This window comes from Bartonella callosciuri (genome assembly GCF_014203215.1).
Classification (GTDB): Bacteria; Pseudomonadota; Alphaproteobacteria; order Rhizobiales; family Rhizobiaceae; genus Bartonella; species Bartonella callosciuri.
The window spans coordinates 224,703-245,621 of sequence record NZ_JACHIM010000001.1 but is presented as its reverse complement, the minus strand read 5'-3'; the positions used below and the strand labels follow the sequence as shown (position 1 = coordinate 245,621).

Sequence of the window (20,919 nt, the reverse complement as noted above, 5' to 3'; positions counted from 1 at the left end):
TAACAGAATGCAAGTTTTAAGTGGATTATCCGCAGGCTGGATGAGTGATGATAAATATCAAAGTTGATGGTAAAGAAATTGAAGTTCCTGATTACTACACGTTGCTTCAAGCTGCTGAAGCGGCAGGTGCTGAAGTACCACGTTTTTGTTTTCATGAATCTTTATCAATTGCTGGAAATTGTCGCATGTGTTTGGTTGAGGTCAAAGGTGGCCCTCCAAAACCTCAGGCTTCTTGTGCTATGGGAGTTCGCGATTTGCGATTAGGGCCTAATGGTGAAGCGCCAGAAATTTTTACCAACACAGAGATGGTAAAAAAAGCACGTGAAGGTGTGATGGAATTTCTCCTCATCAATCATCCTTTGGATTGTCCTGTGTGTGATCAAGGGGGGGAATGTGATCTTCAAGATCAAGCAATGTTCTACGGACGTGACTGTTCTCGTTATACAGAAAATAAGCGTGCTGTAGAAGATAAATATATTGGGCCACTTGTGAAAACTGTTATGACGCGGTGTATTCATTGCACGCGTTGTGTTCGTTTTACGACGGAAGTTGCAGGTATTTCTGAGCTTGGTTTGATAGGTCGTGGTGAAGGCGCTGAAATTACGACATATCTTGAAAAAGCAATGACATCTGAATTGCAGGGAAATGTTATTGATCTTTGTCCAGTAGGGGCTTTAACTTCAAAACCTTATGCATTTCACGCACGTCCCTGGGAGTTGATTAAAACGGAATCGATTGATGTAATGGATGCGCTTGGTAGTGCGATCCGTATTGATAGCCGCGGTCGTGAAGTTATGCGGATTATGCCGCGTACGAATGAAGATGTAAATGAGGAATGGATTTCTGATAAGACACGTTTTATATGGGATGGGTTGCGCACTCAGCGGCTTGATAGGCCATATGTACGTAAAGATGGAAAGCTTCAATCTGTAAGTTGGGTAGAGGCTTTTGAAAAAATTAAAATGGTGATCTCTAAAGCTTCACCAGAAAAAATTGGGGCAATTGCAGGAGATCTTGCGTCTGTTGAGGAAATGTATGCGCTTAAAAAATTACTGATTTCGTTGGATTCACAGATCTTTGATTGTCGTCAAAGAGGGACGGCTTTATCCCCTGAGTTTGGGCGTTCGAGTTATATTTTTAATCCAACGATTGCAGGAATTGAACAGGCTGATGCATTGCTTATCGTAGGGTCTAATCCCCGCCATGAAGCTGCTGTTTTAAATGCACGCATTTTAAAACGTCAACGGATGGGACAGTTCCCCATTGCATTAATTGGTGAGAAGGCCGACCTACGTTATCCGTACGCTTATCTTGGAGCTGGTACTGACGCATTGAGTGCACTTATTCGTGGAGAGGATGCATTCTTAAATATGTTAAAAGAAGCGAGGAGGCCCCTTATTCTTATTGGGGAGGGAGCGCTTTCGGGTAAAGATGGTTTGTCTGTTTTAAAAAGTCTTGCAAAACTAGCTGATAGTATTGGAGCCCTTAGTGAAGAATGGAATGGATTTGGTGTTCTTCACAATACAGCGTCAACCGTGGGAGGGTTAGATATCGGTTTTACTTCTAAGTTTGGGGTTGAAAATATTCTTAAAACTTGTGAGGTTTTATTTTTGCTTGGGGCTGATGAAGTAGAGTTAGGCAAGACTAAATCCTTTATAATTTATATTGGTAGCCATGGTGATAATGGTGCCCATGCTGCTGATGTTATTTTGCCAGCATCGGCTTACACTGAAAAATCGGGGCTTTATGTGAATACAGAAGGGCGTGTTCAAATGACAAATCGTGCTGGTTTTGCTCCCGGAGAAGCAAAAGAAGATTGGGCTATTTTACGTGCTTTATCAGATGTTTTAGGACAAAAACTTCCTTTTGATTCGCTTTATCAGTTAAGAGAGAGCTTGTTTAATGATTATCCACATCTTTGTGCCATTGATGATATAGTGCCTTCTGATATAGGTAATCTTAAAGCGCTTGGTTCACAAATGGTTGCTCTGGAGAGGCAAGTCTTTACTTCTATGATTAAAGACTTCTATTTGACAAATCCGATAGCACGCGCTTCTGCAGTTATGGCTGAATGTTCTTCTCTCGCAAAGAGTCGTGTCACGCAAGTTATAGAGTAAGGACAGAGAAAAAGGAATAATAATGTACGATTTCTTTATGACTTGGTTATTGCCATTACTCGTTATAGTTGGAAAAACACTTCTGCTTTTAGTTGTTCTCTTGGTTTTGGTTGCTTATCTTCTTTACGCAGATAGAAAGATTTGGGCGGCAGTGCAATTGCGGCGTGGTCCGAACGTTGTTGGTCCGTGGGGATTATTACAGTCTTTTGCGGATTTAATTAAATTTGTTGTTAAAGAGCCTATTATTCCAGCTGGTGCTAATAAGGGTGTTTTCCTTTTGGCGCCTTTTGTTTCTGCTACGCTTGCTTTATCAGCTTGGGCTGTTATTCCGGTCAATGAAGGGTGGGCAGTTGCCCATATTAATGTCGGTTTGCTTTACATCTTAGCTATTTCATCTCTTGAAGTTTATGGCGTTATTATGGGAGGATGGGCGTCAAATTCAAAATATCCTTTTTTAGGGGCTCTTCGTTCAGCTGCACAGATGGTTTCTTATGAGGTTTCCATTGGATTTGTACTTGTAACTGTCATTTTAGTAAGTGGTTCATTGGATCTCACAACGATTGTTCATAAACAAAGTTATGGACTTGGTACAGCTCTTGGTCTTCCTTTTACTAGTTTTCTTGATTGGAATTGGCTCGTTCTTTTTCCCATGTTTATTGTATTTTTTATTTCCGCACTTGCTGAGACAAATCGTCCTCCTTTTGATTTAGTGGAGGCAGAATCTGAACTTGTTGCTGGTCACATGGTTGAATATTCTTCAACACCTTATATGCTCTTCTTTCTTGGTGAGTATGTCGCTATTGTGTTAATGTGCGCATTAACAACTATTTTATTTTTAGGTGGTTGGTTGCCGCCCTTGGATGTTTGGTGGCTTAATTGGATTCCTGGTATCATTTGGTTTGTTCTAAAAGTTTGTTTTGTATTTTTTTGGTTTGCTATGGTTAAAGCAGTTGTTCCGCGTTATCGCTATGATCAGCTCATGCGGCTTGGTTGGAAGGTTTTTCTTCCCCTTTCATTGGCAATGGTTGTAATAACTGCTGCTTTTTTACAGTATACTGGTTTTGTTTAAGAGGAGGTTTCACGGTGTCAGGTTTTCTTCAGGCAGCAAAGTCACTCCTTTTATTGGAATTTGTGAGTGCTTTCTTCTTAGCAATGCGTCAATTTTTTGCACCAAAGCCTACAATTAATTATCCTTATGAGAAGGGGTTTGTTTCTGGGCGTTTCCGTGGTGAACATGCGCTGCGTCGCTATCCAAATGGTGAAGAACGGTGTATTGCTTGTAAGTTATGTGAAGCCATTTGCCCTGCACAGGCTATTACAATTGAAGCCGGACCGCGGCGCAATGATGGTACACGCAGAACTGTTCGTTATGATATAGATATGGTTAAATGTATTTACTGCGGCTTTTGTCAAGAAGCTTGCCCAGTTGAAGCTATTGTAGAAGGACCAAATTTTGAATTTGCAACAGAAACGCGTGAAGAACTTTATTATGATAAAGAGAAGCTTTTAATGAATGGAGACCGCTGGGAGCGAGAAATTTCTCAAAATATATTGATGGATGCACCCTATCGTTAAGTGTATTCTTGAATGAGGTGTCGGATAATTTTTCCGATAAGTTGTAATCTGGTATGAAGTATCGTACCAATTGTTTTTTTAGTTGAGGAGAAGCCTATGCTAACAGATCTAGCGGCGGCATTTTTCTATTTTTTTGCTTTTATTATGCTTGCGAGTGCGGTAGTTGTCATTACAGCACGCAATCCTGTGCATTCCGTTTTGTTTTTAATATTGGCATTTTTTAATGCTGCAGCCTTATTTTTGCTCGTAGGAGCAGAATTTTTGGGGCTTATTCTGCTTGTTGTTTATGTTGGAGCTGTCGCTGTTTTATTTTTATTTGTTGTTATGATGCTTGATGTTGATTTTGCTGAATTAAAGAGTGGTGCACTTCGATACGCCCCTATTGGAACTCTTGTTGGGGGTATTGTTGCTATAGAATTGATTATTACTTTTGTTGGCAGCCATTTTTCTCCAGTTCTTAGAACACATGTTCTGCAACCAATGCCAGACTTATTACAGCGAACGAATACACAGGCATTAGGCGATATACTTTATACGGATTATGTTTTCTATTTTCAAATTGCTGGAATAATTTTATTGACTGCAATGATTGGTGCTATTGTTTTGACACTTCGTCATAAGCTTAATGTTAAGCGACAATCTATTGCAGTACAAGTTTCTAGAACAGTAGAAAATGCAATTGAAATCAAAAAAGTTGAATCAAGCAAAGGCATTTAAGGGGGGGCTATGCACATTGATATTACGCATTATCTCATTGTTTCTGCTTTGATGTTTACAATCGGTATTGCTGGCATTTTTCTCAACAGAAAGAATGTGATTATTATTTTGATGTCCATTGAGCTTATACTGCTTTCGGTTAATCTTAATTTTGTTGCGTTTTCAGCATTTCTTCATGATCTTGTTGGTCAGATATTTGCTTTATTTATCTTAACAGTAGCAGCTGCTGAAGCCGCAATTGGTTTGGCAATTCTTGTGGTTTTCTTCCGTAATCGTGGTTCTATTGCGGTTGAAGATGTTAATGTAATGAAAGGCTAACCAATGATGTATTATACGATCGTCTTTCTTCCGCTTTTTGGCTTTTTAATTGCTGCTATGGGTGGAAAAACTATAGGAGATCGCGCTAATGAATTGATAACATGCAGTTTTATGGTAATTGTTGCTGTACTTTCATGGGTAGCTTTTTTAAATATTGCACTTGGTCATGCTCCAGTCGTTGATGTCTTAATATTACATTGGCTCACTGTCGGGGGGCTAAGTTTTGATTGGGCATTACATATTGATACATTAACAGCTGTGATGCTCGTTGTGGTAAACAGTGTTTCGGCATTAGTCCATATTTACTCAATTGGTTATATGCATCACGATCCTTCAAGGTCCCGTTTTTTTTCTTATCTTTCTTTATTTACATTTATGATGCTTATGTTGGTGACATCCAATAACTTGATTCAGATGTTTTTTGGATGGGAAGGGGTGGGACTTGCCTCTTATTTGCTCATTGGCTTTTGGTTTCAGCGAGATTCTGCTAATAAGGCAGCAATGAAGGCTTTTGTGGTTAATCGTGTCGGAGACTTTGGTTTTCTCTTAGGAATTTTTAGTATTTTTATTTTATTCCAATCGGTTGATTTTGCCTCTATTTTTGCAAAAGCTGCAGACAAGAACTTCTCACAAGACATGATATTTTTAGGTTGGCAACTGAATGGACAAACAGCGATCACTGTTACATGTCTTTTATTGTTTATTGGTGCGATGGGAAAATCAGCACAATTTCTTTTACATACATGGCTCCCTGATGCAATGGAGGGGCCAACTCCTGTATCAGCGCTTATTCATGCAGCAACAATGGTAACAGCTGGTGTTTTTATGGTTGCGCGTATGTCGCCAATTTTTGAACTTTCTTCGACTGCTTTAACAATGATTGTCATTGTTGGAGCAACGACTGCGTTTTTTGCAGCAACTGTCGGGTTGGTGCAAAATGATATTAAGCGTGTTATTGCTTATTCTACATGTTCACAACTTGGTTATATGTTTGTTGCTCTTGGTGTTGGCGCTTATGGAGCAGCTGTTTTTCATCTTTTTACGCATGCTTTTTTTAAAGCCTTATTATTTCTTGGTGCGGGCTCTGTAATTCATGCGGTATCTGATGAACAAGATATGCGAAAAATGGGTGGATTACGCAAGCACATAAAGGTAACTTATTGGATGATGATGATAGGGACCATTGCCTTGACAGGTGTTGGGGTTCCAGGAACCCTATTCGGGACTGCTGGTTTTTTCTCTAAGGATGCGATTATAGAGTCTGCTTTTGCCTCACATAATATTGCTTCAGGATATGCTTTCTATCTTCTTGTTTTTGCTGCCTTATTAACAAGTTTTTACTCATGGCGGCTTATGTTTATGACATTTCACGGTAAACCACGAGCGACTGTTGATGTTATGCATCATGTTCATGAATCGCCTCCGATTATGTTGATTCCACTTCTCGTTTTATCTACGGGGGCAATATTTGCTGGTGTCGTTTTTCAACCTTACTTTTTTGGTGATTTATATGATACTTTTTGGAAGGAAGCATTATTTACAAACAGCCACAATCACATTCTTCATGATGTCCACCATGTGTCTAATTGGGTAAAGTGGTCACCATTTATAGCGATGGTTCTTGGATTTATGTTAGCCTATTTATTATATATTTCTTTTCCTTCTCTTCCAAAAAAGTTAGCTGGAGCTATGCCGGGAGTATATCGTTTTCTTTATCAAAAGTGGTATTTTGATCAATTATATCACTTTTTATTTGTTCGTTCTGTTTTCAGAGTTAGTTTTTTTCTTTGGAAAGTAGGGGATGGTAAGATTATTGATGGTCTGGGTCCGAATGCTATTGCAGCGCGTGTTGTTGATATTACAAATAGAGTAGTTCGAATGCAAACAGGCTATCTTTACCACTATGCATTTGCAATGCTTATCGGTGTTGCATTGCTGATCACATGGATGATGATCGGGGGCGTAAACTGATGACCGATTGGCCTATTCTTTCTACAGTTACATTTTTGCCGCTTGTTGGTGTGCTGCTGATTTTGTTTATCAAAGATGATAGCGAGATAGCACGGCATAATATACGCAATGTAGCGTTTTTTACGACTGTATTTGTTTTTATTATTTCCTTAATTATTTGGGGAGGTTTTGATTACACAAATCCGAATTTTCAAATGGTTGAAAAGTTCAATTGGTTAGGGGGAGGAATTAGCTATCATATGGGGGTTGATGGTATTTCTATTCTTTTTGTTGTTCTTTCGGCTTTTCTTTTGCCTTTTTGTATTTTAGCAAGTTGGGAGAATGTTAAAGATAGATTAAAAGCTTATATGATTGCTTTTCTTCTTCTTGAAGTTGCGATCATTGGAGTTTTTTGTGCTCTTGATGCAATATTGTTCTATGTTTTTTTTGAAGGCAGCCTCATTCCAATGTTTATTATTATAGGCGTTTGGGGTGGAGCACGTCGTGTTTATGCAAGTATAAAGTTTTTCTTATACACATTACTTGGTTCAGTGCTTATGTTGGTTTCTCTGATGGCTATGTACTGGGAGACTGGAACACTCGATATACCAGCTTTACTAAATTATCAATTTCCCGCCCATATGCAAATATGGTTATGGCTTGCGTTTTTTGCTTCTTTTGCGGTTAAAATGCCGATGTGGCCAGTTCATACATGGCTCCCTGATGCTCACGTAGAAGCACCGACGGCGGGTTCGGTTATTTTAGCCGGTGTATTACTCAAGTTAGGCGGCTATGGTTTTCTTCGTTTTTCTTTACCAATGTTTCCTACTGCCTCAGCTGATTTTGCGCCTTTGGTTTTTACTTTATCGCTTATTGCTATTATTTACACTTCACTGGTTGCACTTGTTCAAGATGATATAAAAAAACTCATTGCATATTCCTCAATAGCGCATATGGGATATGTGACGATGGGCATTTTTGCTGCAAATGAACAAGGTATCCAGGGGGCTATTTATCAGATGCTCTCGCATGGAATTGTTTCAGCAGCTTTATTTCTTTGTGTTGGGGTTATCTATGATCGTTTGCATACACGCGAAATTGCAGCTTTTGGTGGTTTAGTGAATAACATGCCAAAATATGCCGTTGTTTTCTTAATTTTCACTATGGCAAATATTGGTTTACCTGGCAGTTCGGGGTTTCTCGGTGAATTTTTAACGTTAATAGGCGTTTTTCAAGTGAATAAGTTGATTGTTATTTTTGCTACAACCGGCGTTATTTTATCGGCTGCCTATGCACTTTATCTTTATCGGCGAGTAGTTTTTGGTTCTTTGGATAAAGAGAATTTAAAAGTCCTTATTGATCTTTCTTCAAGAGAGAAATTTATTCTTTATCCTATGGTTGCTCTTACAATATTTTTTGGTATCTATCCAACGCTTATTCTTAAAGCAACGGCGTCTTCCGTAGAAGCCCTCATCAATAAACTGCACTAGATAAGGGAAGAATGCACATGCAAACTGAAATAATAACTCAATTAGTATTAATTTTTCCAGAAATTTTAATAGCATTAGGGGGAGTCGTATTGCTTTTAGTTGGTGTTTACTCCAATGCACGCTCCTCTTTAACTGTGACTGGTCTGACCATTGCTCTTCTTGTTGCAACCATTGTTATCATTGTTATTTTTTCGAAAAATGGTTTATTTCAAACCAATACGCTGATTATTGACTCTTTCGGTCGTTATATGAAAATTTTAACGCTTATTGGTGCACTTTTTGCTCTTATTATGTCTGTTGGTTTTGCCAGTTCTCAAAATCTCAATATATTTGAGTTTCCGGTGCTTGTTCTTTTAGCAACTCTTGGCATGATGCTGATGATTTCAGCTGGTAATATGTTGTCACTTTATATGGGCTTAGAATTACAATCCTTAGCTTTATATGTTTTAGCTGCGATTAATCGTGATGATGTGAAATCTTCTGAAGCTGGTATAAAATATTTTGTTTTAGGAGCATTGTCTTCAGGATTATTGCTTTATGGTATTTCCTTGCTTTATGGTTTTACGGGTCAAATTGGTTTTCATGAAATTGCCATTGCTTTAAAAGGTGAAAACTTACAACTGGGGGCTATTTTTGGAATTGTTTTCATTTTGGCTGGTTTGGCTTTTAAAATTTCTGCAGTTCCCTTTCATATGTGGACACCCGATGTTTATGAAGGAGCACCAACACCGATTACAGCATTTTTTGCTGGTGCTCCTAAAGTTGCCGCGATGGCACTCATTATTCGTGTTCTTGTTATGACCTTTCTTCCACTAGAGAGTGCCGATGGCTCTATGCCTGCATGGCAGCAAATTTTGGTGTTCATGGCGCTTACGTCTATGATACTTGGTGCATTCGCTGCAATTGGCCAAAGCAATATTAAGCGTTTAATGGCTTATTCATCAATCGGTCATATGGGATATGCACTTGTTGGTTTAGCTGCTGGAGATATGCTTGGAGTAAAAAGTGTTATTCTTTATATGACTATTTATCTTGGCATGACGCTTGGTTCATTTGCTTTTATTCTTGGAATGCGGTCTAATGCTGGAAATGTTGAGAATATTGATGATCTTTCAGGGTTGGTAAAAACGAATCCGTTTATGGCTGTTGTGATGACGATACAGCTTTTTTCTTTAGCAAGTATACCACCCATGGCTGGTTTTTTTGGGAAATGGTATACATTTTCTGCTGCTGTTCATGCTGGCCTTACTCCACTTGCTGTCGTTGGGATGATAGCGTCTGTTGTTGGAGCTTTTTATTATTTGCGAGTCATTAAAATTATGTGGTTTGATGATGCAAAAGCCCATTTTATTATTTTATCGAATGAGCTTCAATTTTGTCTTGGTCTTTCAGCATTATTTATTTTATTCTATACGCTTTTGGGAGCTTGGTTCGTTGAGTTAGCAGAAAAAGCCGCTACTGCATTGTTTTAATGAATATGGTTTATATCTTATCAGATTTTGCACAAAAACAAGGATACGTTGTTGAATCGTATGAAAGTGTTGATTCAACAAATCGCATTGCACAACAAAAAGCGCAAGCTGGTCATAAAGGGTATCTCTGGGTTGTTGCGCAAGAGCAAACTCAGGGAAGAGGTAGAAGAGGGAGGGCTTGGTTTAGTCCGAAAGGAAACCTTTATTCGAGTCTTTTATTAATTGATGATATTGTTCATCAAACTGCTGCTCAGCTTGGTTTTGTTGCTGGAGTAAGTATGGTAGAGGCAGTAAAACAGTTTATAAAAGATGAAAAGCAAGTGAACAATATTATTGGCTTAAAATGGCCAAATGATATTTTGTTAAGAGGAGCTAAAAGCTCTGGAGTTTTGCTCGAGATTTTTAAATTGCCATCACAACAATATGCATTGGTTATTGGTATTGGAATGAATGTCAAATACTATTACGAAGATGCGCCGTATCCTACTTCAAGTTTAAAGAATATTGGTTTGCATATTGAAGCAGGACAGTTATTTACCGTTTTGACTGAGTATTTTTCTAAAAATTATCTCCTTTGGAAACAGTCAGGAGGAAGTGAGATAATCCGCGAAAAATGGCTTTCCTCTTCTGCTCATCTTGGGCAACATATCAAAGTGGTTAATGGTGAAAGAAGCATCGAAGGTATTTTTGATGGTCTTGATAGGGATTTTAACTGCATCATAAAACAAAAAAATGGTCAGCACGCCATTATAACAGCTGGAGATGTTCATTTTGGTTTGGCTGCTTCTGCTACTGCAGGCCGTTATTAATTTATAGAACTTTATTTCACCATCAGATTATCTTAATCATTTAGGAGTTATTTATGGTTGCAGCCAATGAGAATGAATTTGTTTTTTTACCTTTAGGAGGGGTAGGTGAGATAGGGATGAATCTGGCTGCTTACGGCTTTGGTCCACAAAATTTTCGTGAATGGCTGCTTATTGATATGGGGGTTAATTTTGCTGGTTCTGAATTACCGGGGGCAGATCTTATTTTACCTGATATTCGTTTTTTAGAAAGTGAAAAACATAATATACGTGGTCTTATTTTGACACATGCTCACGAAGATCATTATGGTGCCGTTCTTGATTTATGGCCAAAGCTTAAAGTTCCACTTTACTGTACACCTTTTACAGCAGGACTATTGGAGAGTAAAAAGCAATCAGATTTTGAATCTTGTAAAATTCCACTCAATATTTTTCAAGCTGGTGATTGTTTTCAGGTAGGGCCCTTTGCAATCGAATCTATTGCAGTTAACCATTCGATTCCAGAATCTGTATCTTTAGCAATTACAACGTCTTTAGGTACCGTGATTCACACTGGTGATTGGAAAATTGATCATACACCTTCACTTGGAGCTGTAACGGATGAAAAACGGTTTCACACTTTAGGTAATAAAGGTGTCTTAGCATTGCTTTGTGATTCTACGAATGCATGTCGGGATGGTATAACGCCATCAGAACAGCAGGTTCAAACAAGCCTCTCTGAAATTTTTTCGAAAGCTGAGGGGCGTGTTGCAATAGCTACTTTTGCATCTAATGTTGGTCGAATACGTTCAATTGCTCTTGCGGCCGAAACTGTTGGGCGCAAGGTTCTTGTCATTGGGCGCTCTTTGAAGCGGAGTCTTATGGTTGCGCAAGAGCTTGGTTATATGAACGACTTAGCCCCATTTGTTACAGAAGATGATTATGGTTATATTCCGCGAAAAGATATTGTTTTAGTTGTGACCGGTAGCCAAGGAGAGTCGCGTGCTGCTTTAGCAAAACTATCACGTAGTGGAATGAGAAATATTGCACTTTCTGTTGGTGATACGGTTATTTATTCGTCACGAAGTATTCCAGGAAATGAAAAAGCTATTCTTGAGATACAAAATCGTTTCATCGATATGGGAATTAAAGTTATTACGAATGAAGATTCTCTTGTTCATGTTTCAGGTCATCCTCGTCGTTCAGAACTTTTACAGATGTATGATTGGATAAAACCACAGATACTTGTTCCCGTACACGGTGAGGCAATGCATCTTGCTGCTCAGGCTGATTTAGCACGGCAAGCAGGTATTAAAACCGTTGCTGAGATTAGAAATGGTAGTGTACTACGGCTTGCGCCAGAGCCAGTAGGAGTTGTTGATCAAGCCCCTGTTGGTCGCATCTATAAAGATGGTTGCCTTATTGGGGATGAGGATGAATTAGGGATTCATGAACGTCGCAAATTAAGTTATGCTGGCCACGTTGCTGTTTCTCTCCATATGAATAGCAAGCATGAGCTATTGGGTGAGGTTGGTCTCACCACACTCGGGCTACCTGCGAATAATGGAAAGGGAGAGAATTTGAAAGATATTCTTTTAGATATTGTGGGAAATACACTTTATAATATTCCACGCATTAAACGAAAAAATAATGAACTTATTCGAGAAGCAATACGACGTGCAGTAAGAGCAGCCGTTAATGAAATTTGGCAGAAAAAGCCTGTCTGTACAGTCTTTTTACATCGATCAAAATAAAGCATTTTAGTATTACTTTATTTTCATTTTTAATGAAGTAAAGAGAGAGAGAAGAGAATTGTCAGATTATTATATTGCTCCAACTAAGCTTAATAAGGAATAAAGCACATAAATTTTTTGACAATCTGATCGTTATGTTTGCAAGCATTCAGAATATAGCTATAGATAAGCATATACTATATTTAAACTGTTTCAATGGGTCTGATTAGGAGTTACTTGTTTCAATGCGTCTTTCTCAATATTTCCTTCCAATTTTAAAAGAGAATCCTAAGGAAGCAGAGATTGTTTCTCATCGATTCATGTTGCGTGCGGGTATGATTCGCCAACAAACATCAGGAATTTATTCTTGGCTTCCCTTGGGGAAAAAAGTACTTGATAAAGTTTGTAAAATTATTCGTGAGGAGCAAGAACGAGCGGGTGCTATAGAGATATTAATGCCTACAATTCAATCTGCGGATCTTTGGCGTGAAAGTGGTCGATATGATGATTATGGTTTAGAAATGCTCCGTATTAAAGATCGACAAAAGCGTGACCTACTTTATGGTCCCACAAACGAAGAGATGGTAACAGATATTTTCCGTTCTTATATTCGTTCTTATAAAGATCTTCCGCTCAATTTATACCATATTCAATGGAAGTTTCGCGATGAGATTCGTCCACGTTTTGGTGTGATGCGCTCACGAGAGTTTTTAATGAAAGATGCTTATTCTTTTGATCTCGATTATGAAGGTTCTCAAACATCCTATAATCGTATGTTTATTGCTTATTTACGCACTTTTTCTCGTCTTGGCTTAAGAGCAATTCCTATGCGTGCTGATACAGGCCCAATTGGTGGTGAACTCAGTCATGAATTTATTATTTTGGCTGAAACGGGAGAGAGCGCTATATTTTGTGATAAACAATTTCTTGAACTGACTGTTCCAGACAGTTCAATTGATTTTAGTGATAAAGCTGTTTTAGCGAATATTGTTAAACAGTGGACATCTTTTTATGCAGCAACAGAAGAAATGCACAGTGAGGAAGAGTGGACTAAGGTTTCTGATGATAACCGCCTCTCAGCTCGTGGCATTGAAGTGGGGCATATTTTCCACTTTGGCACAAAATATTCTTCTCCAATGGGGGCAAAAGTTATGGGACAAGATGGAAAAGAGCATGTAATCTCTATGGGATCTTATGGTATTGGACCTTCACGCCTTGTTGCGGCAGCTATTGAAGCTTCTCATGATGAAAATGGTATTATTTGGCCAAAGTCTATAGCACCATTTGATTTTGGTATCATCAACATGAAACCAGATGATGAAAAATGTAGTCATGCGTGTGAAAAGCTCTACCAAGGATTAAGACATGCTGGTTTTGATCCGTTATTAGATAACAGCAATGAACGTCCTGGATCAAAATTTGCAACAATGGATTTGATTGGCTTGCCAACACAAATAATTGTTGGACCTAAAAGCATTGCACAAAATGAAGTTGAAATTAAAGATCGAAAAACGGGTGTTAAAAAATCTCTAACGGTTGAAAATGTACTCAGCCAATTTTCTGTAATTTAATAGGCAATTTTATGAAAAGGTTGAGCAATAAATGGTTTTCATCTTATGAATGGATGATCGCTTTTCGTTATATGATTCCCAATAAAAAACATGTCGTTGCATCTGTTATTTCTATCATTTCTCTCATTGGAATTATGTTAGGGGTTTTTGCTCTGGTTGTTGTTATGGCCGTGATGAATGGTTTTCGCACCGAGCTTCTCAATCGTATTCTTGGTATGAATGGGCACCTTATTGTCCAGGCAGTTCATTCTGGTTTTGCTGATTATAATACGCTTATTTCTTCGTTAGAATCTGTGAATGGTGTGAAATTTTCTTTACCTGTTGTTGAAGGTCAAGCACTTGTTCAGGGTGAATTTGAAGGAGGATCTGGTGCGTTAGTTCGCGGTATGCGCAAACAAGATTTAGAGAAGCTTAAAACAGTATCCCAAAATGTTAGATTAGGTTCACTTTCTCAATTTGATAAAGAGGAAGGTGTAGCAATTGGAAGTGGTTTGGCCACAAAATTGGGGCTTACCGTTGGGCGTTATCTTCGTATCATTACTCCAGATGGTGATGCGACTCCTTTTGGAGTTACACCACGTGTTAAGGCTTATAAAGTCTCTGCTATTTTTGAAGTTGGTATGTCTGAATATGATTCAATATTTGTTTTTATGCCTCTCCATGAAGCACAAATGTTCTTTAATTTAGGAGATAAGGTTCAATCTTTAGAATTATTTCTGAATAATCCTGATGCTGTTGATCAAATAAAACCAGTCGTAGAGAAAGTTGTTGGCCAACAGGTCTATTTAATTGATTGGCGTACGCGCAATCAGGCTTTTTTCTCAGCCTTACAGATTGAACGAAATGTTATGTTTTTCATTCTTTCTCTTATTGTCCTTGTTGCTGCTTTGAATATTATTTCAGGACTGATTATGCTTGTAAAAGATAAAAGCCATGATATTGCAATTTTGCGCACCATGGGCACACAACAAAGTGCGATTATGCGTATATTTATAGTTACAGGGATGATGATTGGATTTATTGGAACCATATTGGGCTTAATTTTTGGTGTCATAGCGAGCGCAAATATCAATCATATTCAGGATTTTGTCTCTTGGTTATTTAATGTTGATGTTTTTAATCCTCAACTTTATTTTTTAACAAAATTGCCTGCGCAAATTGAGTGGAAGGAGACAGCCATGGTTGCTGTGATGGCTTTATTTTTGTCATTCCTTGCTGCACTCATTCCAGCATGGCGTGCTGCTAAATTGGATCCTGTACAAGCTTTGAGGTATGAATAATGACAGCTATTTTAGAGCTTGTAGAGATTGAGCGACATTTTTTTGAAAGTAATAAACCTCTTATTATTTTAGATAAAGCGAATTTTATCCTTAACCGCGGGGAACTTGTAGCACTTGTTGCCCCCTCTGGTGCTGGAAAATCAACCCTTCTTCATATTGCTGGATTATTGGAAAAACCAACCGCTGGTGATGTAATGTTACGAGGTATTTCTTGTGCGAAGCGCTCTGATAGTGAGCGAACAGCTATCAGACGAAATGATATCGGTTTTGTCTACCAATTTCATCACTTGCTTCCAGAATTTACTGCTTTGGAAAATGTCATGATACCGCAAATGATAGCAGGATTCAAAAAATCAATGGCAGAAGATCGTGCACTTAAATTATTGACATATTTGCGTGTTTCTCATCGCGCCAACCATCGCCCATCGGAATTATCGGGTGGCGAACAACAACGTGTTGCAATTGCGCGTGCAGTTGCAAATGGTCCTTCAGTTCTTTTGGCTGATGAACCTACAGGAAATCTTGATCCTGTTACTTCAGCTTATGTATTTCATGCTTTATCTGCACTTGTTCGTCAATCTGGTCTTTCTGCTCTTATTGCAACCCATAATTATGCTTTGGCTAAGCAAATGCATCGTCGAATTACGCTTAAAGAAAAAAAAATTATTGAACTTCCTTAGGTAAATATAAAATGTACTCTACAAATTGAATACTATGATTTATATCATTTTTACTTAATTCAAGGAGATTTTTATGACAGTTTTTGTCGTTGATAGAAATCAACTGGACACACGTCGTCGCCGATTGGTTTTTCGTGCATGGCACCGCGGCATTCGTGAAATGGATTTAATTTTAGGGCGCTATGTGGATGCTCATATTGCCCGGATGAGTAATAAAACGGTTTCTGAACTTGAATATATTATGTCTTTTGATGACCGTGATTTATTGACGTGGGTTACGGGAGAGGTTTCACTGCCCTCTGAAGTTGATAGTCCACTTTTTCATGACATTGTCAACTATCATGTTTGCATAAATTTAAATTGATTTCGATGCCTATATTTAAAAAAAATTCCATTCCCAAAAACATTTCTGCTCAGATAATCTTTGATGGAGTTCCTGATGGATTTGAGGCTTTTGCGCTTTCTAAATTGCGTTCAGAAATTGCACAAGATAAACCACTTATCTATGTTGTTCGTGATGGAACAGAAATCGCTCATTTACAGCAAGCTTTAAGTTTTATTGAGCCAAATTTATCTGTACTTCAATTTCCTGCATGGGATTGCTTACCCTATGATCGCGTATCACCTGGAATTGCTGTTACAGCACGCCGATTATCAACTCTGGCTCATATAGCAAATTTGCGTCAAAATCCACGCGCTGCAATTATATTAACAACAGCGAATGCAATTATGCAAAAATTGCCTCCTCGTGAAATAATTGAAGCTCAGATTATTCACGCATCTATTGGCCAACGGATTAATATGGGGCATTTCATTCAATCTTTAGAACGCAATGGTTTTGAGCGTGTTACGGTTGTCCGAGATGTTGGTGAATTTGCTGTAAGAGGCGGAATACTAGATATTTTTTCTCCCATTGATGTTGAACCTTTACGGCTTGATTTTTTTGGAGATACCCTAGAAAGCATTCGTGTATTTGATTGCGAAACACAAAGAACAACAAATAAAAGAACTGAATTTTTGTTACACGCGATGAGTGAAGTTGTTCTTACGCCTGATCATATTAGTCGCTTTAAAAACAATTATATTCGTACATTTGGTGTATCACAAAAAAATAATGTGCTTTATGAAGCCCTTTCTCAAGGGCGACGTTTTGCCGGTATGGAACATTGGCTACCATTTTTTTATGAGAAACTTGATAGTTTTTTTGACCATTGTGGTAATTTACCAGTTGTTTTCGAGCATCTCATAGAAGAAGTACTCATCGAGCGCTCTCGCCTTATTAAAGATTATTATGAAGCACGCAAAGCGCATGAAAATGATAAAGAAAGTTCTACTTCTTATCATCCGATAGAGCCTAGCCTTCTTTATTTAACACCAGAGCGTGTTTTAGAGATCGCACAACACTCCGGACAACGCATTGATTTTACGCCTTTTAATGTTCCACAAACTTTTGGACAAACTGTTGTTCATGCGAACGTTAAACCGGGATATGATTTTGTACAAGAGCGTAATGCGCAAGAGAAAAATGTTTTCTCAAGTGTCGTTCATCATATTGCTTCGTTGCGTGCTTCTGGCAAGAAGGTGCTTTTAGCTTGTTGGAGTGAGGGATCTCTCAACCGTTTGGTGCAGGTTCTTGATGAGCACGGATTGCAAAAAATAGATGTTGCAAAATCATTACAAACTGTCAGAGCCACACCACGTGATCGTCTATCAGCAGCTGTTATAATGATAGAGCACGGTTTTGAGACTGAAGATTTTGCTCTCATAACAGAGCAAGATATTCTCGGTGATCGATTAATAAGATCATCAAAACGGCGTAAACATAATACAAATTTTATTTCTGAAATTGCAGCTTTAAATTCTGGCGATATCGTTGTGCATATCGACCATGGTATTGGACAGTTTGCTGGTCTTAAAACCATCATGACAACAGGAATTTTACGAGATTGTCTTGAAATTAAATATGCTGGAGGTGATCGACTCTTTTTACCTGTTGAAAATATAGAACTTCTCTCACGTTATGGATCAGAGGGAACAGACGTAACGTTAGATAAGTTAGGTGGTCTTGCTTGGCAAGCACGTAAAACACGGCTAAAAAAACATTTATTAGAAATGGCTGGCCAATTAATCCGTATTGCTGCAGAGCGTGCTACCCGCTCTGCACCTGCTTTTATTCCACCAATTGGACCCTTTGATGAGTTCGTTGCATGCTTTCCTTATGAAGAGACAGAAGATCAAATGGATGCCATTGATGCGGTTTTAGAGGATTTGGCATCAGGGAAACCGATGGATCGCTTAATATGTGGTGATGTTGGCTTTGGAAAAACAGAAGTTGCTATTCGAAGTGCTTTTATTGCAGCATTAAGTGGATATCAGGTTGCTGTTGTTGTACCAACAACTTTACTTTCACGACAACACTACAAAACTTTTATTTCGCGTTTTCAAGGCTTGCCCATTAAAATTGGTCATGCTTCAAGGCTTGTGAAAACTAAAGAACTTACACAAGTCAAAAAGGGCCTTTCAGATGGCACGATTGATATTGTCATTGGAACGCATGCATTACTCAGCGATGCAGTTAATTTTTTACGGCTAGGACTTCTCATCATTGATGAGGAGCAGCATTTTGGTGTAAAACACAAAGAGCGTTTAAAAGAGCTTAAAAGTGATATTCATGTTCTCACACTTTCAGCGACTCCCATACCACGAACTTTAGGATTAGCATTATCAGGACTACGTGAACTTTCATTGATAACGACTCCACCCATTGATAGAATGGCGGTACGTACTTTTATTTCTCCATTTGATGCACTTGTTATACGTGAAACATTATTGCGAGAATATTATCGTGGTGGACAAAGTTTTTATGTTTGTCCTCGTATCTCTGATCTTAGCTTTGTGGAAGAATACCTCAAAACGCATGTCCCCGAACTTAAATTCATTGTAGCGCATGGGCAAATGCCAGCTGGGCAACTTGATGATATTATGAATGCATTTTATGATGGACAGTATGATGTTCTTCTATCAACAACCATTATTGAATCAGGTCTTGATATTCCAACAGCCAATACTTTAATCGTGCATCGTGCTGAGATGTTTGGTCTTTCTGCTCTTTACCAATTGCGCGGCAGGGTAGGGCGCTCAAAACAACGTGCTTATGCACTCTTTACATTTCCTTCTGGTAAAGTTTTAACGCCTGCTGCTGATCGTCGTCTTAAAGTTTTACAATCTCTTGATACGTTAGGTGCCGGTTTTCAATTGGCAAGTCACGATATGGATATTCGCGGTTCAGGAAATTTTTTAGGTGAAGAACAGTCAGGACATATCAAAGAAGTTGGATTTGAGCTCTATCAAAAAATGCTTGAAGAAGCCGTTGTTGAATTAAAAGATGGCGAACAAAATGAGGATAAACAATGGTCTCCTCAAATTTCACTTGGTGCAACAGTGCTGATACCAGAAAGCTTCGTCCCTGATTTACCATTACGTATGGGGCTTTATCGTCGTTTAACCGAACTTAATGATTTAGAACAAATCGATGAATTTGCAGCCGAGTTAATTGATCGTTTTGGTCCTTTGCCACTTGAAGTTCAACACCTTCTTAAAGTCTTTTATATCAAAACATTGTGTAGAAAAGCACATGTGGAAAAATTAGATACTGGACCAAAGGGGCTTGTTATACAATTTCGCAACAATTACTTTGTAAATAGTGTTGCTCTTGTTCAATGGATTGGAAAACAAGGTTCAATGGCAAAAATTCGACCAGATCAAAGTATTGCTCTTATTCATAATTGGTCCACCGTGGATGAAAGGCTTGTTGGAGCAGCGAATATTATGAAACAGCTTGTAGAAATGGTAGACCAACATTCTGTTTAGAATCTTTCTCCGTTTTAAAGCCACCGGGCATTGTTTAATTCAACTTTTTCTGCAAAGAGGCTATACAGTTTAAAAACCTCATCTAGGAAGCACCATCATCGTTGCGTGAATTCGTAAATAAGATAAAAAAATTTTTTATCAGAGAAAAGTTCTCTTACAGTTATTCTAAAATCACCGATAACAAAGGGATTTAATCCATTCAATATTTCAACAAACACCATAAGTAATTTTACCTATTCGATTTGCATTAGGAGATGCATAAGAAAAATGTTCAAATTCATCCGACAATCTGGATGCTCCACGCATTGCAATATCTTTTGCTAGATTTTTATGAATTAAAAGAAGAGTTATATAAAAAAACTTTTAAATTAATAAGATATGTAGAGCAATGTATTAATTTACTTTAATTATATTGCAAGAGTAAATCTTTTATCTAACATTTTATTATTATATTGCACTAAATTACTTTATATTTAAGTTTTTTAAAAGAATAATATTATAAAATAACAATACTGTATATGCGGGCATAAGAGTTTAATTTGTTATTTATAAATTTTTTCTTCGAATTTGACTTTCCTCTTTATATTGAATTAAGAAGCATAAAAGAGGGTGTCATTTCATTGGTTCAATTTAATACACTTGATTAAAATTATATTTAATATTCATAATATTTGGGTTATTATAAAAGCGCGTTGAAAGGATTAACTTAATCATGTCGCATAAAAATTTCTATTCTGTTGTTTCAGTATTAGCTGGAGCGGTTGCCCTTTTTCTTACGGTCCATACTTTTGCGAATGCACAAACTTTATCTCAAGGTTGGTACAAGGTTTGCAGCAAGCAACACGATGTTGATGTATGTAATACCATGAACACTGTTGTATCAAATACTGGACAGCCTTTGACGGCTTTTAATCTTGTTGAAATAAAAGGCAAACAAAATGAAAGCCGTATAGGCATTCAAGTCCCTACTGGCCGTTTTTTACCAGAAGGTGTTCATATTCAAATAGGAGATAATTTCTCTAAAAAAATTCCTTATATTATTTGTAACGGGCCAAGTTGTATTGCCAATGATGTCTTAGATGATAAGCTCGTTGCTGCTATGAAAAGTGGTACGAAAATGGTTGTAACGACAATTAATTTCCGTGGTGCAGCTAATCCTATTGAATTTTCTCTTAATGGATTCACCGCTGCATACACAGGGCCTGGTATGGAAGAAAAAGATTTTCAACAAGAACGAATAAAGTTGCAACAAGCCATTCAATCAAAGCAAAAAGAGATTGAAGATCGCATGCGGGCTGAACAAGAAAAAGCTAAAAAAAAGTAATAAACAGAGGGTTATAAAAAGAGTATTTTTTAATTTT

Annotated in this window: 16 protein-coding genes; all 16 read left to right on the top strand. The window is 37.9% G+C overall.

Annotated elements, in window-relative coordinates; all coding sequences use genetic code 11:
- The first annotated feature begins 47 nt into the window (after positions 1-47).
- The 16 genes from nuoG (at position 48) to HNQ69_RS00990 (ending at position 20,882) form a co-directional block, all read left to right on the top strand.
- Entirely contained in the window at positions 48-2,117 is a 2,070-nt protein-coding gene (gene nuoG, locus HNQ69_RS01065; protein ID WP_183228264.1) for an NADH-quinone oxidoreductase subunit NuoG, read from the top strand.
- Between the two features lie 22 nt (positions 2,118-2,139).
- Complete coding sequence (gene nuoH / locus HNQ69_RS01060; protein WP_183228263.1) at positions 2,140-3,186, top strand: NADH-quinone oxidoreductase subunit NuoH; 1,047 nt, start codon at positions 2,140-2,142, stop codon at positions 3,184-3,186.
- A 14-nt stretch (positions 3,187-3,200) separates the two neighbouring features.
- A complete protein-coding gene (nuoI, locus tag HNQ69_RS01055) occupies positions 3,201-3,692 on the top strand; it encodes an NADH-quinone oxidoreductase subunit NuoI (RefSeq protein WP_183228262.1) in 492 nt (163 codons plus the stop codon).
- A 96-nt stretch (positions 3,693-3,788) separates the two neighbouring features.
- The gene (locus HNQ69_RS01050; RefSeq protein WP_183228261.1) at positions 3,789-4,409 is read left to right on the top strand and encodes an NADH-quinone oxidoreductase subunit J; all 621 of its coding nucleotides are present in this window, start codon (positions 3,789-3,791) and stop codon (positions 4,407-4,409) included.
- Positions 4,410-4,418: 9 nt separating this feature from the next.
- Complete coding sequence (gene nuoK, locus HNQ69_RS01045) at positions 4,419-4,727, top strand: NADH-quinone oxidoreductase subunit NuoK (protein ID WP_004860043.1); 309 nt, start codon at positions 4,419-4,421, stop codon at positions 4,725-4,727.
- A gap of 6 nt (positions 4,728-4,733) precedes the next feature.
- The gene (nuoL, locus tag HNQ69_RS01040) at positions 4,734-6,698 is read left to right on the top strand and encodes an NADH-quinone oxidoreductase subunit L (protein ID WP_183228412.1); all 1,965 of its coding nucleotides are present in this window, start codon (positions 4,734-4,736) and stop codon (positions 6,696-6,698) included.
- The gene (locus tag HNQ69_RS01035) at positions 6,698-8,167 is read left to right on the top strand and encodes an NADH-quinone oxidoreductase subunit M (protein WP_183228411.1); all 1,470 of its coding nucleotides are present in this window, start codon (positions 6,698-6,700) and stop codon (positions 8,165-8,167) included. The genes nuoL and HNQ69_RS01035 overlap by 1 nt, the downstream gene beginning before the upstream one ends.
- Positions 8,168-8,184: 17 nt before the next feature.
- Positions 8,185-9,639: an NADH-quinone oxidoreductase subunit NuoN gene (nuoN, locus tag HNQ69_RS01030; protein ID WP_183228260.1), complete on the top strand. Its 1,455-nt coding sequence runs from the start codon at positions 8,185-8,187 to the stop codon at positions 9,637-9,639.
- Positions 9,639-10,448, top strand: a complete 810-nt coding sequence (locus tag HNQ69_RS01025; RefSeq protein WP_183228259.1) for a biotin--[acetyl-CoA-carboxylase] ligase — start codon at positions 9,639-9,641, stop codon at positions 10,446-10,448. The genes nuoN and HNQ69_RS01025 overlap by 1 nt, the downstream gene beginning before the upstream one ends.
- Positions 10,449-10,501: 53 nt before the next feature.
- Positions 10,502-12,178 carry a ribonuclease J gene (locus tag HNQ69_RS01020; RefSeq protein WP_183228258.1) on the top strand — a complete coding sequence of 559 codons (1,677 nt, stop codon included), beginning with the start codon at positions 10,502-10,504 and terminating at the stop codon, positions 12,176-12,178.
- 224 nt (positions 12,179-12,402) lie between these two features.
- Complete coding sequence (proS, locus tag HNQ69_RS01015) at positions 12,403-13,728, top strand: proline--tRNA ligase (protein WP_183228257.1); 1,326 nt, start codon at positions 12,403-12,405, stop codon at positions 13,726-13,728.
- Positions 13,729-13,739: 11 nt separating this feature from the next.
- Positions 13,740-15,008 carry a lipoprotein-releasing ABC transporter permease subunit gene (locus HNQ69_RS01010; protein WP_183228256.1) on the top strand — a complete coding sequence of 423 codons (1,269 nt, stop codon included), beginning with the start codon at positions 13,740-13,742 and terminating at the stop codon, positions 15,006-15,008.
- Positions 15,008-15,688: an ABC transporter ATP-binding protein gene (locus tag HNQ69_RS01005; protein ID WP_183228255.1), complete on the top strand. Its 681-nt coding sequence runs from the start codon at positions 15,008-15,010 to the stop codon at positions 15,686-15,688. The genes HNQ69_RS01010 and HNQ69_RS01005 overlap by 1 nt, the downstream gene beginning before the upstream one ends.
- Before the next feature lie 73 nt (positions 15,689-15,761).
- A complete protein-coding gene (locus HNQ69_RS01000) occupies positions 15,762-16,052 on the top strand; it encodes an FAD assembly factor SdhE (RefSeq protein ID WP_183228254.1) in 291 nt (96 codons plus the stop codon).
- A 5-nt stretch (positions 16,053-16,057) separates the two neighbouring features.
- Positions 16,058-19,558, top strand: a complete 3,501-nt coding sequence (gene mfd / locus HNQ69_RS00995) for a transcription-repair coupling factor (protein WP_183228253.1) — start codon at positions 16,058-16,060, stop codon at positions 19,556-19,558.
- A gap of 712 nt (positions 19,559-20,270) precedes the next feature.
- Positions 20,271-20,882 (top strand): invasion associated locus B family protein, encoded by a 612-nt coding sequence (locus HNQ69_RS00990; protein WP_183228252.1) that lies wholly within the window; start codon positions 20,271-20,273, stop codon positions 20,880-20,882.
- Positions 20,883-20,919 lie beyond the last annotated feature (37 nt).

Coding starts and splice junctions, on each gene's coding strand:
- proS (WP_183228257.1), top strand. CDS start 12,403: ATGCGTCTTTCTCAATATTTCCTTCCAATTTTAAAAGAGAATCCTAAG.
- HNQ69_RS01005 (WP_183228255.1), top strand. CDS start 15,008: ATGACAGCTATTTTAGAGCTTGTAGAGATTGAGCGACATTTTTTTGAA.
- HNQ69_RS00990 (WP_183228252.1), top strand. CDS start 20,271: ATGTCGCATAAAAATTTCTATTCTGTTGTTTCAGTATTAGCTGGAGCG.
- nuoK (WP_004860043.1), top strand. CDS start 4,419: ATGCACATTGATATTACGCATTATCTCATTGTTTCTGCTTTGATGTTT.
- HNQ69_RS01020 (WP_183228258.1), top strand. CDS start 10,502: ATGGTTGCAGCCAATGAGAATGAATTTGTTTTTTTACCTTTAGGAGGG.
- HNQ69_RS01010 (WP_183228256.1), top strand. CDS start 13,740: ATGAAAAGGTTGAGCAATAAATGGTTTTCATCTTATGAATGGATGATC.
- HNQ69_RS01035 (WP_183228411.1), top strand. CDS start 6,698: ATGACCGATTGGCCTATTCTTTCTACAGTTACATTTTTGCCGCTTGTT.
- nuoN (WP_183228260.1), top strand. CDS start 8,185: ATGCAAACTGAAATAATAACTCAATTAGTATTAATTTTTCCAGAAATT.
- nuoH (WP_183228263.1), top strand. CDS start 2,140: ATGTACGATTTCTTTATGACTTGGTTATTGCCATTACTCGTTATAGTT.
- HNQ69_RS01050 (WP_183228261.1), top strand. CDS start 3,789: ATGCTAACAGATCTAGCGGCGGCATTTTTCTATTTTTTTGCTTTTATT.
- HNQ69_RS01025 (WP_183228259.1), top strand. CDS start 9,639: ATGAATATGGTTTATATCTTATCAGATTTTGCACAAAAACAAGGATAC.
- nuoG (WP_183228264.1), top strand. CDS start 48: ATGATAAATATCAAAGTTGATGGTAAAGAAATTGAAGTTCCTGATTAC.
- HNQ69_RS01000 (WP_183228254.1), top strand. CDS start 15,762: ATGACAGTTTTTGTCGTTGATAGAAATCAACTGGACACACGTCGTCGC.
- mfd (WP_183228253.1), top strand. CDS start 16,058: ATGCCTATATTTAAAAAAAATTCCATTCCCAAAAACATTTCTGCTCAG.
- nuoL (WP_183228412.1), top strand. CDS start 4,734: ATGTATTATACGATCGTCTTTCTTCCGCTTTTTGGCTTTTTAATTGCT.